13 protein-coding genes are annotated in these 13,972 nt (G+C 60.4%); 8 read left to right on the forward strand and 5 right to left on the reverse strand.

Annotated features, from left to right (window positions below):
• The first annotated feature begins 743 nt into the window (after window positions 1-743).
• From ACODSO_RS15330 to ACODSO_RS15340, 3 genes are all read left to right on the forward strand, one after another.
• The gene (locus tag ACODSO_RS15330) at window positions 744-1,355 is read left to right on the forward strand and encodes a TetR/AcrR family transcriptional regulator (RefSeq protein ID WP_489037601.1); all 612 of its coding nucleotides are present in this window, start codon (window positions 744-746) and stop codon (window positions 1,353-1,355) included.
• 319 nt (window positions 1,356-1,674) lie between these two features.
• Window positions 1,675-2,352, forward strand: a complete 678-nt coding sequence (locus ACODSO_RS15335; protein WP_068377200.1) for a DUF4956 domain-containing protein — start codon at window positions 1,675-1,677, stop codon at window positions 2,350-2,352.
• Window positions 2,353-2,354: 2 nt separating this feature from the next.
• Window positions 2,355-4,040 (forward strand): CotH kinase family protein, encoded by a 1,686-nt coding sequence (locus ACODSO_RS15340; protein ID WP_489037602.1) that lies wholly within the window; start codon window positions 2,355-2,357, stop codon window positions 4,038-4,040.
• Between the two features lie 14 nt (window positions 4,041-4,054).
• Here ACODSO_RS15340 and ACODSO_RS15345 read toward each other — a convergent pair whose 3' ends face one another.
• Complete coding sequence (locus ACODSO_RS15345; protein WP_489037603.1) at window positions 4,055-4,222, reverse strand: S4 domain-containing protein; 168 nt, start codon at window positions 4,220-4,222, stop codon at window positions 4,055-4,057.
• A 147-nt stretch (window positions 4,223-4,369) separates the two neighbouring features.
• Between ACODSO_RS15345 and ACODSO_RS15350 the strand changes: the two genes are divergently transcribed.
• The 5 genes from ACODSO_RS15350 to ACODSO_RS15370 are packed head-to-tail and all read left to right on the forward strand — an operon-like array spanning window position 4,370 to window position 8,226.
• On the forward strand, window positions 4,370-5,197 hold the full coding sequence (locus tag ACODSO_RS15350; protein ID WP_489037604.1) for a hypothetical protein: 828 nt from the start codon (window positions 4,370-4,372) through the stop codon (window positions 5,195-5,197).
• A gap of 46 nt (window positions 5,198-5,243) precedes the next feature.
• Window positions 5,244-6,161: a polyphosphate polymerase domain-containing protein gene (locus tag ACODSO_RS15355; RefSeq protein ID WP_489037605.1), complete on the forward strand. Its 918-nt coding sequence runs from the start codon at window positions 5,244-5,246 to the stop codon at window positions 6,159-6,161.
• Between the two features lie 26 nt (window positions 6,162-6,187).
• Entirely contained in the window at window positions 6,188-6,805 is a 618-nt protein-coding gene (locus tag ACODSO_RS15360; RefSeq protein WP_489037606.1) for a DUF47 domain-containing protein, read from the forward strand.
• The gene (locus ACODSO_RS15365) at window positions 6,802-7,800 is read left to right on the forward strand and encodes an inorganic phosphate transporter (protein ID WP_489037607.1); all 999 of its coding nucleotides are present in this window, start codon (window positions 6,802-6,804) and stop codon (window positions 7,798-7,800) included. The genes ACODSO_RS15360 and ACODSO_RS15365 overlap by 4 nt, the downstream gene beginning before the upstream one ends.
• A gap of 30 nt (window positions 7,801-7,830) precedes the next feature.
• Complete coding sequence (locus ACODSO_RS15370) at window positions 7,831-8,226, forward strand: hypothetical protein (protein WP_489037608.1); 396 nt, start codon at window positions 7,831-7,833, stop codon at window positions 8,224-8,226.
• 63 nt (window positions 8,227-8,289) lie between these two features.
• Here ACODSO_RS15370 and ACODSO_RS15375 read toward each other — a convergent pair whose 3' ends face one another.
• From ACODSO_RS15375 to ACODSO_RS15390, 4 genes are all read right to left on the reverse strand, one after another.
• Window positions 8,290-8,952: an SIMPL domain-containing protein gene (locus ACODSO_RS15375; RefSeq protein WP_489037609.1), complete on the reverse strand. Its 663-nt coding sequence runs from the start codon at window positions 8,950-8,952 to the stop codon at window positions 8,290-8,292.
• Between the two features lie 66 nt (window positions 8,953-9,018).
• Window positions 9,019-12,177 (reverse strand): ATP-binding protein, encoded by a 3,159-nt coding sequence (locus tag ACODSO_RS15380; protein WP_489037610.1) that lies wholly within the window; start codon window positions 12,175-12,177, stop codon window positions 9,019-9,021.
• Window positions 12,177-12,854, reverse strand: coding sequence for a hypothetical protein (locus ACODSO_RS15385; RefSeq protein WP_489037611.1), 678 nt, complete (start codon window positions 12,852-12,854; stop codon window positions 12,177-12,179). The genes ACODSO_RS15380 and ACODSO_RS15385 overlap by 1 nt, the downstream gene beginning before the upstream one ends.
• Entirely contained in the window at window positions 12,844-13,896 is a 1,053-nt protein-coding gene (locus ACODSO_RS15390) for an endonuclease domain-containing protein (protein WP_489037612.1), read from the reverse strand. Before ACODSO_RS15390 ends, ACODSO_RS15385 begins: the two co-directional genes overlap by 11 nt.
• Between the last annotated feature and the right edge of the window lie 76 nt (window positions 13,897-13,972).

Below are 13,972 nucleotides of genomic sequence, written 5' to 3' on the forward strand. Positions count from 1 at the left end.
GCCGATGGTACTGCACTCGACAGGGTGTGGGAGAGTAGGACACCGCCGAACACAACTTCACAATCCCGAATACCCCCGACCACACCGTGGCCGGGGGTGTTCTGCATTCCCCACCCGGCCGAGCCAGCACCCTATCAACCTCCGAGAACCAGTGCCAAGTCCACAAAAACAGTTCCAACTCCCGGCACCAGCACTCCACCACGCACGACGGGGGACCAGATCAGCACACCCCAGGACTCATTCCAGCAGAGTGCGGATGTCGTCGACCGTCAGTCCTCCCGAAAGTGCGTTGCCTTCGTCCGTGACGCTGATGAACAGTTCGGTCTCTTTCGCTTTCAGCTCCATTTAACGGCTTGCTCGCGACTACGGGTAGGACCGTCTAGGTAGGTGAGCACGATTCCCTCTGCCTCTAGCCGGTCGCGGATCTGGCCTAGAAACTTCGTGAACCGACTGAAAACCAACGCGCGATGACCGCCGCGGATGACGTCGGTCAGCTGTGCGAGGTTCCACGCGACCAACCCGAGCCGCCCCTCATCGCAGTATCGGCGACCACGTGCGTATGTGTCGCTCCCGAAATGGAGACCTATCGCGAACCGTGCCAACGCGCGGACATCGCGTAGCCACCGTGTGCGAGGCCGCGAACCGAAGGCAGTGCACGTGCAGCGCTCAGTTGGCATATCTTCTGGTAGCGTCTACGCTGTTAACGGTACGAAACTGTTTCGATTCGATAAGGGGGATGGTTGATGAGGGCCGTCGAAGGTGCCCCGCGTCGGTCGAGGATCAGTGCCGAGCGTGAAGGCGAATTGCTGCGGGCTGTGTTGATGTCCCTCGGCGATGTCGGGTACGACCTGCTGTCGATGGACCTAGTGGCCGAGCGTGCGCAATGCAGCAAGGCGACTCTGTACCGCCGGTGGTCGAGCAAGGCCGAAATGGTGGTCGCGGCAATCGAGTCGGTAGGACCTCCGCCGTTTCTCGACATCGATACCGGTGGTCTTCGGGGTGATCTGATCACCCTTATGGACCGGGTGGCGGAGGGAGCGGAGCATGATTCGCGCTTGGCGGCCGCGATTCATCACGCGGTGATGGTCGATCCGCATCTCGCCGAAGCTGTACGTAGAACAATGCTGGAGCCTGAAGCCCGCTTTCTGGAAACTGTTGTGATGCGGGCTGTTGCGCGCGGTGAATTACCAGAACGGCCTTCATCGGCCGATTTTCTCCAATACATGGTATTCAGTGCCGTTATGACGGGCCCTCTGACCGGATCAGAGCCGCTCGATTCGGGATACCGATCGAGAATCATCGACGAAGTGATTCTGCCGTCGTTGTTGTGTGCGCAGAAGGTCCCCGTCGACTGAGCGTCTGTGATGAGAATTCGGGCGGGGAACCTGCGGAATAGATCCTCACGCATGGCTTTTCAATACTGAGTTGCTTCCGTCGATGTCCTCTCGGGCATCGGCAATTTCGCGTTTCCGGCGCAGGGTAAACCTCTGGTAGTAGTTGTCAAAACTGGCAGGAAACTGCCAGGCGCAGACATGGGGATCGTGACGAAACGGTCCTTATAGTGAACTGCAGCCGAACAATCGGTGAACAGAAGCCAACTGGACAACCAACGCATGGGTGCATCTGGGCCCGTGTGCGTCGGTGCAAAACTCGGAACAACTCGAACGGAATGCGATGAATTTCAATATTCAAGACCTGAGCGGAACGTTCTCGACGTTCGACATAGTGGTGTCTCTGACATTGTCGTTCGTTCTCTCGGCCATTATCGGCTACGTCTACCGACTCACCCACAAGAACGTTTCCTACAGTCAATCGTACGTGCAGACCCTCGTCGTGGTCGGCATGGTGATCAGCCTGATCATGTTGGTGGTCGGGTCCAACGTCGCCCGCGCATTCGCTCTGGTCGGTGCGCTGTCGGTCGTCAGATTCCGAAACGCGATCAAGGAAACCCGCGACGTCGGTTTCATCTTTCTGGTCATGGCCATAGGCATGGCCACAGGAACGCGCTTCTACCTCCTGGCCATCGCCGCTACCATCGCGATCTGCCTGGTGATGGTCGTGATGAGCAAGTTCAACTGGTTCAAGCTCGACGTTCAGCGTCAGGTCGTCAAGGTTCAGGTGCCGCCGGATGCGGACTACTCGAAGCTGGTCGAAGACGTACTGATCAGCTACTGCAAGGAGTTCGAGCTGGTCAGTACGGAATCGGTGAGATCGGGTGCATTGACCGAGTTGTATTACACGGCGCAACTCAAGTCCGGAAAGAAACCCGGGGAGTTGATCGCTGCCCTCAGTGAAGTCAATACCGGACAACGAGTATCCGTCTTGACCGGATACGACCAGACGGACATCTGATCATGGCCGACCCGAACACCAAGCTGCCCCCGGTCCCGACAACCTTCAGGCGGAGGCTCGTCCACCGACTTCCTCGAACACTGCGACAGCATTGGAAGATCGCTGCCGCCCTCATGGCGTTCGTCGTGGTGATGGCGACCGTGTTCGGGTCGACAAAGATACGTCCGTACATCACCGGCGATGCAACGGTGATCGCGTCCGAGATCACCGAGAACGTCCAGGGGACGGTCGATCTATTCGATCCCACTGTCTCGCACACGATCACGGTCGATATTTCCGACGGCGACTATCAGACGCTGAAAGACTCGTTCCAGAACGAGGGTGTCAAGGAATCGGTACCCGCCGACATCACCATCGACGGGACGCTCATTACCGATGTCGGTGTTCGGTTGAAAGGCAACTCGACCCTCGCCACCCTCAGCACCGACGACGGCACGATGCCGGGCGGGATGGGCGGGATGGGCGGCGCTGCCGCGACGGGTACCGAAGCTCCCGCCGAGGCGGAGGCCGGGGCTCCTGCGGAGGCGGAGGCCGGGGCTCCTGCGGAGGCGGAGGCTGGCGCTCCTGCCGAGGCCGAAACCGCCGTGCCATCCGAGACCGGTGCCGAAGCGGGCGCCAACGCCGGTGCAGGCCAGGCCGGCGGGATGGACATGTTCGGTGAACCGCTGAGCTTCGATGAGCCCGAAGATCTTCCGTTCCTGATCGATTTCGCGGAGTTCAGCGAAGGGCGCGCGTACCAAGGTCACACCACATTGTCGCTTAGGCCGTACACACCGGCGTTGAACGAGGCAGTGTCGTTGGCGATCACCGACGAGTCGGGGCAGACTACCCAGGACTTCACGTACACCACGTACTCGGTGAACGGCTCAGTGGAGACCACTCGACTCCTGGTCGTTGCGCCGGACGATGCCTACGCCAACTCCATCGAGGACGGAGATGGGGTGCTGTACAAAGCCAGTGCCGACTCGGACTTCTCGTACCAAGGCGATGACCAGACGACCTATGCCGAGCAGTACACCCAGATCAATGCCCTCGGTACTGCGGATCTGCAGCCGATCATCACGTTGCTGAAGTGGCTCGACGGGGCCGACCAAGCCGAGTTCGACGCTCACTTGGCCGACTATGTCGACGTCGACTCGTTGGCGAGCTACTTGGCGCTGCAGAATCTACTGGGCAACGGCGACGACATGGGTGGTCCTGGAAAGAACTTCTACCTCTACTACGACTTGGACACCAAGAAGTTCTCGTTCATCTCGTGGGATCTCAACCTGGCACTCAAGACGGACGCCACCGAGGGTGCGCACGACGAAATATCGATCGGTCCTGGCGGGGGAGCGGGCGGTGGTGGGATGGGCGAGATGCCGGAGGGATTCACACCGCCAGAGGGGATGGAGATGCCCGAAGGAATGCCGGAGGGTGGTGCGATGTTCGGAAATTCGCTCAAGGACCGGTTCTTGGAGTCCGCAGCGTTCACCGACGAGTACGACTCTGCGTACCGCACGCTATACAACGATTTGTGGGCAAGCGGTAAGGTGCTTGACGTCGTCGACGAGGTGGCAGCGTCAGTTCCGACCTCGGAGTCACTTACCCAGGAGGAGATCGACGCTGATGCTGCTGAGCTGAAGACTCGGTTGCAGCTGCGAACCGACTCGCTCGTCGATGATGCCGTCGTTACGGGAACGTCGTGAACGACAGAGGGCTATCAGCGCAGGGTCAAAACGTCAGCGGGGGAGACCTCACGACGCGGGTCGCGCAACGGCATTCCGTTGACCAGGACCATGCCCTCCATGACGTACGCGGCCGCCTGCGACAACGTGCGCGCGGCGCCGGTAGCCACCAACAACTGGGGAAGAGAAGGTTGACCGTTCATGAGCCAATGCTGCGCCCGGCTGGTGGACGTAGGCGCTCGCTGGAATGGCGAGTCGGCGAAACCAAGGTGAACTTTCGGGGCCGAGCGGTTCGAAGAACCCTGGCTGCGTGTGGGGCCTCCGCAACCTTGCTCGTCTCTGGGTGTTCGATGCCCGGCACCGACCCCGCTGCGGGATTCGGTGATTGGTGCACACCCGACGACACAGGCCTGGCCGAGCTATCCGGGCTTGTGTGGCAAGGGGATACGGGATATGCGATCGGTGATCGCGGGAGTGACGATCGGCTCGCCGAGTTGAACCGCGATTGCCAAGTGACACGATGGATCGACATCGGGGTCGAGACGGTCGACGTCGAAGACATCGCAGTCGATCGCGACGGAATCGTGTGGCTTGCAGACACCGGTGACAACGACAGCGAGCGGGACACGGTCGCGCTGATCGGGGTCGATGTCGACACCGGTGCGCGTACGTCAGTTCCGCTGTCCTACCCGGATGGTGCTCACGATGTGGAGGCATTCGTCCTCACTCCTGCCGGGCATCCCGTGCTGGTGACGAAGGTTGCCGATGGCGGCAGCGCGGTGGTGTACACAACCGGGGCGCAAACGCCTCCCGTGACCACGAACCCCAGCGGCCTCGTCGAGCCCATCGTGCTCGTGCAGGCAGGAACGGTTTCTGCTACCGCCGCAGACGGAAAGAGTCGTCCCATAACCGGTGCTGCGATCGACGCGGTAGGTAGGACGGGTGCGTTGCGCACGAAGAAGGAACTCTTCCTGTTCGACATTGCTCAGGGCGACGCTGCCGGGGCATTTACCGGTACCCCATTTGCCGTACTCGACGGACCGGATCAGCCGCAAGGCGAGGCCGTTGCATTCACCGATGGCGGCGATCTGTTGATTGCGTCCGAGGCTGACGGTGCCGAGGAATCCGGCGGTGACGTCGAGCTGCCTCCGATCCAGGTCATGTCGCCCGCCCGATAGTCACCCCGACACATGCAGCCACACCCACCGAAGGAAAGGAACGACGATGAGTTTGTTCGACAAGTTTCGTCCCAAAGCCGCATTGGAAAAAGAGGGTGCGACACCGGAAGATCTGACTACCGAACCTACCGGCTATCAGCAGACCGCCAGCAAACTGCACTCGTTCAATCGGTACGAGATCAAGTACTTCGTCGCTGAAGCCGATGTACCTCAGCTACGCGAGGAACTGGTGGCGCGGATGGACACCGATCCGTTCTCTCCCAAGGGCGGATACCCGGTGACCTCGCTGTATTACGACACCACCGACCTGCGGTTCTACTGGGAAAAGATCGAAGGCCTGAAGTTTCGACGGAAGGTTCGGGTGCGGCTGTACGGCGCGCCGTCCGAATGCGACGACGACACACCGGTTCAGATCGAAATCAAGCAGCGTGTCAACAGGGTGACGCAGAAGCGTCGAATTTCGTTGCCCTACGAAGTTTCTCAACGATGGCTCAATGGCCGTGAAGAGATCGACTGCGACCCTAGTCAGCGACCGTTCGTCAACGAGGTCAGTACATTGATCGCGAATCTCGACCTGCGGCCCATGGTGACCACCGGTTACCTTCGCGAAGCCTACGTCGGCCGCGAGGCCGACCTCGGCCTGCGTGTCACGATCGATCACAAGGTACATGGACGCGACCGCGACTTCCGTTTCAACTCCGGTGCCCAGAACCGCTTCATCATTCCGCCGAAACTTGCGATTCTGGAAATCAAGGCGAACGAACGAGTCCCGTACTGGGTGACCGATATGACTGCTCGGTTGAACATGTCGGTGATCAGGATTTCGAAGTACTGTCAGTCGATCGAGGCATTCGAGATGGCTCCGCGGTCACGCGCCGGTGCACCCGAACTTGTGCTTCCGGCCGATGCCGATTATCGAGTTCCCGCCGATCTACTCGAACCCTATGCCACAGCTCGCCGCTGAACTCCGTTACTCACCAGGAGATTTCGATGTTCGCTCGATTCAAGCCCAAGTCGGCCCTGTTCTACGACCTGTTCAATTCGTCCGCTCAACTGCTGGCGACGGGTGCCAAGACGCTTACCGAATTGCACGATCCTGAACCAGCATTCGACGCGATCGCTCAGCGCATGGCCGATCTCGAGCACGATGCGGACAGCGTCACCCACGACCTTTTTCGCACTCTGAATTCGAGCTTCATCACACCGTTCGACCGCACCGACATCTACATACTCGGGTCGAGTCTGGATGACGTCATGGATCATATGGATGCAGCGACGCAACTGCTTTCGCTCTACCGCATCGACGAGCTGACCCCTCAGCTGCACGACATGATCGACATTCTCGACGTATCAGCCAAGGTGACCGCAGATGCGATGCCGAGGCTGGCGTCGATGAAGGATCTCGAACGCTACTGGATCGAGATCAATGAGCTCGAGAACCGGGCGGACGCCTCCTATCGAACGTTCCTGGCGGACCTCTTCGGCGGCAGATTCGACGCCCTGACGGTTATGAAACTCAAGGACGTCGGTGATGAGCTCGAAGACGCTGCTGACGCTTTCGAGAAGGTCGCGCACGTTATCGAATCCATCGTGCTGAAAGAGACGTGAGTCGCGAGGTGGTTGCACTCATTCTGGTCGTCACCCTCGCGATGGCCTTCAGCTTCACCAATGGCTTCCACGACTCGGCGAATGCCATTGCCACTTCTGTCTCCACCCGCGCGCTCACTCTACGAACTGCGCTCGCCATGGCCGCGGTAGGTAACTTGATCGGGTCCTTCTTCGGAGCCAAAGTCGCAGCGACGGTGGGTGAAGGGATCATCTCGCTCGAGGTCAGCCCCGATGCCCTGCTCGTGGTCGCATGTGCCTTGATCGGCGCAGTCTGCTGGAATTTGATCACCTGGTGGTTCGGCCTGCCCTCCTCGTCGTCGCACGCGCTCGTCGGTGGGATGGTCGGGGCCGCGCTTGCCGGCGGAATGACGGTGCTGTGGGACGGTGTCGCCAGCAAAGTGATTTTGCCAATGATCGTCTCGCCCATCGTCGGGTTCGTGCTCGGTGGCGCGGCCATGGTGACGATCTTGTGGTTGTTCCGGCGGTCCTCGCCGAGTGCCACCAGCCGTGGATTCCGTCGAGCACAAACGGTATCCGCTGCCGCCATGGCTTTCGGCCACGGTATGCAGGACGCCGCAAAGACCATGGGCATCGTCGTGCTCGCCCTGGTGGTGTCGGGGTATCAGGACGACTACTCGATCCCGCTCTGGTGCTATTTCCTCACCGCATTCGTCCTCGCACTCGGTACCGCAACCGGCGGCATACGAATCATGCGGACATTGGGCAGGAAGATCATCGAACTCGACCCGCCGCAGGGATTCGCTGCCGAGGCAACAGCGTCGTCCGTGCTGTACGTTGCCTCGATAGGACTGGGCGCGCCGGTCTCCACGACTCATGTCATATCCTCCGCAATCATGGGCGTGGGCGCGACAAAACGCACTACTGCGGTGCGGTGGGGGACGGCGGGCAACATGCTGGTCGCGTGGATCATCACATTGCCCGCTGCAGCCGCGGTCGCAGCAGCGGCCTACGGCGTGGCAGCTCTTGTCCAATAAGTGTGCAATGAATGCCGAACGGAGACAGCAATGAAGAAGGCAATAGTAGGTGCCATGGTCTGTGCTTTTCTACTGAGCGGCTGCGGGACCGATGCGCAACAATCAAGTACCACCGACTCCTCGGAGGGGGTCAGCCGCGACGTGCTGGAGGCGCGAGCGGGATTCCAAGAGACACCGGGAATGACGGAACTGTTCGAAGACCTGTACGGGAAGGGTTTCGGAACAACGGTCAACGAAGTATTTGCGCTGGGCATCTACATTCCCGGCTACTGCGAGACCAGGGACCAACAGAACTTGAACGACGACGAGGCTGTCGAAGAAGTCACCTCGGCGCTAGGGGAGACGTACGGCTCCTCCGACGGAGAGCGCTGGGCTGCACCGATAGTGGAGGCCGCTGAGAAGCACGTGTGTAGTCTCTCGCGCTGAGGAGGACCGCTGCGAAATCTCGCTCTCGACGGGCACTGTTGGCGAGAACCCGCACTCACGGGGTCAGCTCGCGGCAAACCTCGCGTGAACTTCCGTGCGCATCGTGATGTCCCGAGGCTTCAGCTCGAACCCGTCGTCCGCGGTCTTGTAGGCGCGAGCGGTCATGGCGTACTCCTGATGTGCGGCAGCAACTCCTAGCAATCCAGGATCGGCGATCGCTAGAGCCGTGATTGCAGTACGCCCGACGCTCTGGGCGTACGCCTCGGCTTTCTCGACGGCATCCTGAACGGCAAGCGTGCGTACATGCCGCCTCTTCTCCGCTGCGCTGTCCTCCGTCAACGTCCAATCGAAATGTTCGATGTCCACCCCGTCGAGTGCAGAGACGGCGTATACGAAGGCGTCGACGACATCGATCTGGCTGAACTTCACCTCGATCGTGGCGAGGGCTTGGTAGACGTAGGGGAGTTGGTCACCGTCGTGATTGAACGGCCGGTTGCGTGAGTGCCGAACCTGATCCAGCGACCAGGCGTCGATCGGGCCGTCGGACGGGTTGTACAGCGGATCGATCAACCCGGCGAGTTCCTTGACGAGTCGGTGCGCCGGCTCGGCCGCCGCCTCTGCTGTCCGGCCGTCCGATCGGACGGCGAGCGACACTGCGCACCGCTCGGGTGGGTACGCGGCCCAGCCCTGACCGACGACCGTGATCTCGACGGAGTTCGAATCCATGGCATCGAGTCTGGCACAAGCGCCGACCGATTCGCGCTCGTTTCTACATCGGTCGAGGGCCGTCGCCTAGGCGCGTGGGTCGATCGGGCGGTGCGCCAGCTCGATCACTTCCTCCGATGTGAGGGGGCTTTTGGGGTGGTAGCTCAGGCACAGCGGGGCCTGGATCTTGTTGAACCCTTCGCCCTCGACTGCCGCGTAGAACTGGCCGGTCTTCAGCCGCCCGATATCGGTTGCCGAACTCCCCTTGGCCTGCGCCATCTCTTTCGCAGCATCGATTTGCACTGGGCTGTTGAGGAACCCAAAGAATTGGGTCGCCGCATTGCCTGGGATCCGGTTGTTCAAACCCTTGGGAGCCTGGGTTGCGAAGACAAGGCCGAGTCCGTACTTGCGAGCCTGAGATGCGAGCGCAAGAGTGCTCTGCGTGCACGCGGTCATTGCGCCGGACGGCGCCAGGGTCTGCGCTTCGTCCATGACGAACAGACCACCCAGTGGCTTCTCGCCCGCCGGGTTCTTCTTGATCCACGCGAACAATGCCATCTGTAGTTGGTTGACGAAACTCTGTCGCTGCTCGTCCGAGGGCAGACCGACCATACTGATGACCGAGATTCGCGCACGCTTTCCTGCCGAGGGGGTCAGGAGCAGACCCGGGTCGACCGGTGTTCCCTCTCCTCCGAACATGGGATCGTTCACCATCGAAGCCCGCAGATTCTGCGCTATGTCGGCCGCGATCTTCTCGGAGTTCTCGAGATCGCTTATGTAGTCCGGCAACTCGGACAAGAGATCGATCAACTGGACGAGACTGCTGCCGGAGTTTCGTCCGAAGTGTTCGAGGGTTTGGCGTAGAACTGCGGTCGCCTGGCTGGCTTTGGCGGTCTTGCCGGATATGAGCGCCCGTGGTGCGAGCGTCGCGACAGCTGAGTCGATTGCTTCGCTGAACTCGTCCGGGAAGTCCACGACGCTGGTGAAGTCGGGTAAAGGTTGGAAGCTGATGGGTCGACCGGCTGATCGTCTGGGAGTCCACACGACGACTTCGGTGTTCGCGTGGTAATCCGCGGCCCTGTTCACCTCCGCGTTGTCCCAATGCGGAGGAGGAGTGGGCCATGCGATACCGAGGCGGGCCAGATCATTGTTGGGGTCCAGCACGATTGCGGACACCCCGCGCAGTGCGCACTCCTCTACAAGGCGTCTGATCAAGACAGTCTTGCCCGAGCCCGAGCCGGCAAAGATTGCAGTGTGCTTGCGGAGGGCTTCCAGGTCTACGTGGAGTTTTCCATCTCCTTCGAGCAACCCGCCGAGCGGGACAGCGCGGGGGTCGATGACGAGTTCGGGTTCGGCAAGAGGCGGCTGCCCCTCGTGCTCCTCGGTTGTGACGTCGGGTCCGGGTTCTGAAACCGTGAATAATCCTGACTCGGAGTCTGTCTGGTCCTCTAGTGCATCGAGCAGTACCTTGATTCGATGTGCTGGCTGGCGGGACGTCAGCCACGCGTCGAGCAGCGGTGAGCCGTCGTCCAACATATTGTTCAGCGCTGACAGTGATGCTAGTTCGTCCTCGGTGATGCTCAGAGTGCGGCCACCGGCCTGTTGGAATTCGTTGACCGCCTGGGCAGTCTTCGGCCCCTTCGACCACGCAACGTTCCGGATGACGAATAGCTTCCGACGCGATATTCCGGTGTGAAGCCCAGCGGTCGTACACGCGGCCCGAAGTCGATTCAGTACTGCAACTGCGCTTTCCGACGCGATGGCCCGAAACGCCCAATGCTGCTCGTCTTCTGTTGCGGGGTCGAGCTTCTGGCGCAGCCGTGCATGGAGGGCGGGCTTCGCGCTCGGCAGGTTGTCGAGCGAAAATGCGTCGCCGATGTCTCCGAGTTCCTTGATCCATGCAGTAAGTCCTGCCGACAGTAGCGGCGGGATCAGCTTGTCCTCGAACTTATGGCTCGTCGGGAGGTTGGTGACCGCTTCCTTGCGGAATTCATCGAACCGCGCGTCGAGTAGAACTAGTTCTGACTCGTTGCCAGGATCGACGGTCACGTGCTCGTTGTCACCAAGAAGATCTGTCAGCTCGACAACCGAGTTGGTTTCGAGACAGCGGCGTATGTGCTTGTCCACGTTGATCATCAGCTGTCGGGGCGTTATTCCCTCTGCTGTGTCGAACGCAGCCTTCGCTACCGGCCATGTCGGGTACGGCGGTTCGAAGCCGATGCCGCTGTACTTCGGCTGAAAGCGCCTTTCCAGAATCTCTTCGGCGATCGAGGCTTTGGGTAGTCCTTTCAGCGGTGGTGTAACCCGGAAGCGGTCGGAGACTGTGCGCGTTGCGCGGGATTGAACGAGTTCCCACACACTTGGCAGGCATGCCACAACCGAGGCAGTGCGACCCAGATTCTCGCGGAGTGCCATCAATCCGTGCGCAACTTGCTCGAGAACAAGATCGGTCTCGTGCTCAGCACCGATCGATCCGTCGGACGATGAGCGAGACTGCGCGAGAAGCGTATCGATTTGATCCACGGCTAGGACCGACGGGCCCGTTGCTGCCAGCAACCGTGATATGTCCCGAACGACTTGCTGTGGTGTCAGGCTGGCGGTTTGTATTCCCCATGTCGTCCGCGCGCCAACTGTTACTTCGTCGATCGACTGAAGGAAGGCATTGCCGATATCGTGCACGGCCAAATCTGTTGTCGCGTAGATCGTCAGAGCGCGAAGTGTCGACTGGCTTTGCTTGATCAGGCGTGGATGTATCGCGTGGACGGAACCAACGAACTTGTCCAGAGTTTCGGGTGTCAGCTTGTCTTCACCGATTATTGCTCGTCGCTCTGCGCGACTGATATGTGCGGTCGACGCAAGTCGCCACAAGAACAACTTCAGCTGCGTGTCTTGCTCGGGTGCCGGCCGGGTCAAATCATCGAGCATTCCAACCAGAGTCGTTTGCCAGAACGTCGTCGAATCGAGTAGCCCGATCAGGAAGAAATACCCTCCGGAATTCTGCACACGTTCACGAACCTGCCCAAGCAGGTGAGTCTTGCCTGAGCCGGCTTCGCCTCGCATCGCGACGCCGATCGGACTTGCGTCCGAGCTTGCGTCGGCGTCGTCGAACGCCTCCATGATCAGAGTCAATGCTGAGTCATGGAGCGAGTGGGCATGAAGTTCGGACTGCGAACGCCACACATCGTCCGGGGTTGGAGCCCAGTTGAGTCGGATCGATCTCAGGGCTTTCCGTTCGAGATCGTTCATCAGCCCTCGATCGCAATCAAGTGAACCGGTCGACCGGCGATGGTGATCGACCCCTTCCGTACCGCTTCGGTGAGGTCCTTCTGGTTTTCCTGTGCGATAAGAACTACGTCGTCGATCCGATACATATCGCCCAACGCTCGGTCCAACTTCGGTTTGGGTATGTCGGTCAGCTTCTCACGGATCAACTGGATAGCGATCAGTTCACCCTTGCGGTCGGCCAAGCGCGAATACGCTTCTCGAACTCTGGCTTCTATGTTCGCTGGCATTGTTGGAGGTGCCGCGGGGGCGACTGGCGTCGGTTGCTGCGTGGTGGGCTCGAGCGTCGCGGGCTTTTGTGCACGAAAGAGGTCGGACAGGCGCAGATCATCACGGTCGAGGTATCGCTGGAGCCCAGCAAGAATCGCGTACATTCCCCTTGCTTGCGGTGTAGCGCGCGGGGGTGGCCCGCTCTTGAGTTCCTTGGCGCACTCGGCCCACCCCTTGTCGGTGAGGGAGTGAACCATTGGCTTCCTGCTGTAGTCGGTCTCGATCAACCGAAGGTCATTCAGACGCGTCCTTTGATCTTTCTTCAGTTCTGGACCTAGTTCCTTGAGTCGAGTGTTCGACGTCTCCTCGGCCTGAGCCATGAGCACCAGGAGTACGAGTCTCTCGGTGCCGGTCAGTTCGTCACTCGCCACGGGGTGTCCCTTCGATTTGTGCAGTGCGGGACGCCGAGTCCCGCTTGTTCCTGATGTACGTCTCGATAGCGGAGACTACAGCCGCTACGTCGTCGATGATCTGTGCGTTGGTGAAGCGCAGAACGGCGTACCCGTCCAGCTGCAGCACGACGTCTCGTTGCCGGTCCCGCGCGAATTTGATCGGGTGACGGTGATCGTCGCCATCGACCTCGATGACGCACTTTTCCGCCGGCCATCTCAGATCCACCACGATGGCCTCATGCAGAGGGGATGCTTGGAACGGTCGATTCCACTCCCTCCCGAATGCCCACTCGCAGCTCGCGAGTGCGCGTTCGAGCTTCTTCTCTGCAGTGCTTCCTGGGTGTGGTCGACCTGCCAGTGCGGGAATGTGTACGCGACGGATGCTCGGGGAGGTTCCGTACGGCCCGGCGATCGATATGTCGACAGAACGGATGTGATCCGAGTCGAAGTCGTCTGGACTCACGATCCACACCGCGAACCCGCCATGAACGGCCAGCCACACGCACCCTGCGACCAATTGCGACTGCTGGTAGCGACTCTGACCGGCCTCCATGCTCACCACCAGGGCAACCGACCGACGGTGGTAGGTCTCGGCAAGTAGCCGTCGTAGGCCCTCGGCGCGAGTCTGGTCGATGAACCTGCGACCGATCGGCCTGCCGAGAAGCGCAGCCTGCGACATCGCGATCACGAAAGGCCCGAAATGGTCCGATGTGGATGCGAGGTCGAGCGACAACTTCTGCGCGGCGAGAAGGTCGAGTCGGTTGGGCCCTTCTACATGTTCACCACCCGGGAGCCACGCTGGGAACGCTTCGAGGACTGCAGTTTCGATGCCATCGAGGATCGTGGTGACCACGCCACTCTGCGAATCGACATCGGCGATGTGGATTGTCGCCACGGCTGGGGCGTCGTCCGGAAGAGGATCGAGGGATGCTGCGATTCTGTGTCCATCGACCCCGCGCAGATGCGTTGCGCGATTATCCGGCAGACGGGCATACCAGGCTGCGTCGTCTTGCGCTCTCAACGAGTCCTCTGCTCAGGATTGACCGTCGATGTGCTCGAACGTTCTCGGGCCCACTCTGCGGGCGAATTGCGTGGGT

Source organism: Rhodococcus sp. FG69 (assembly GCF_057808915.1).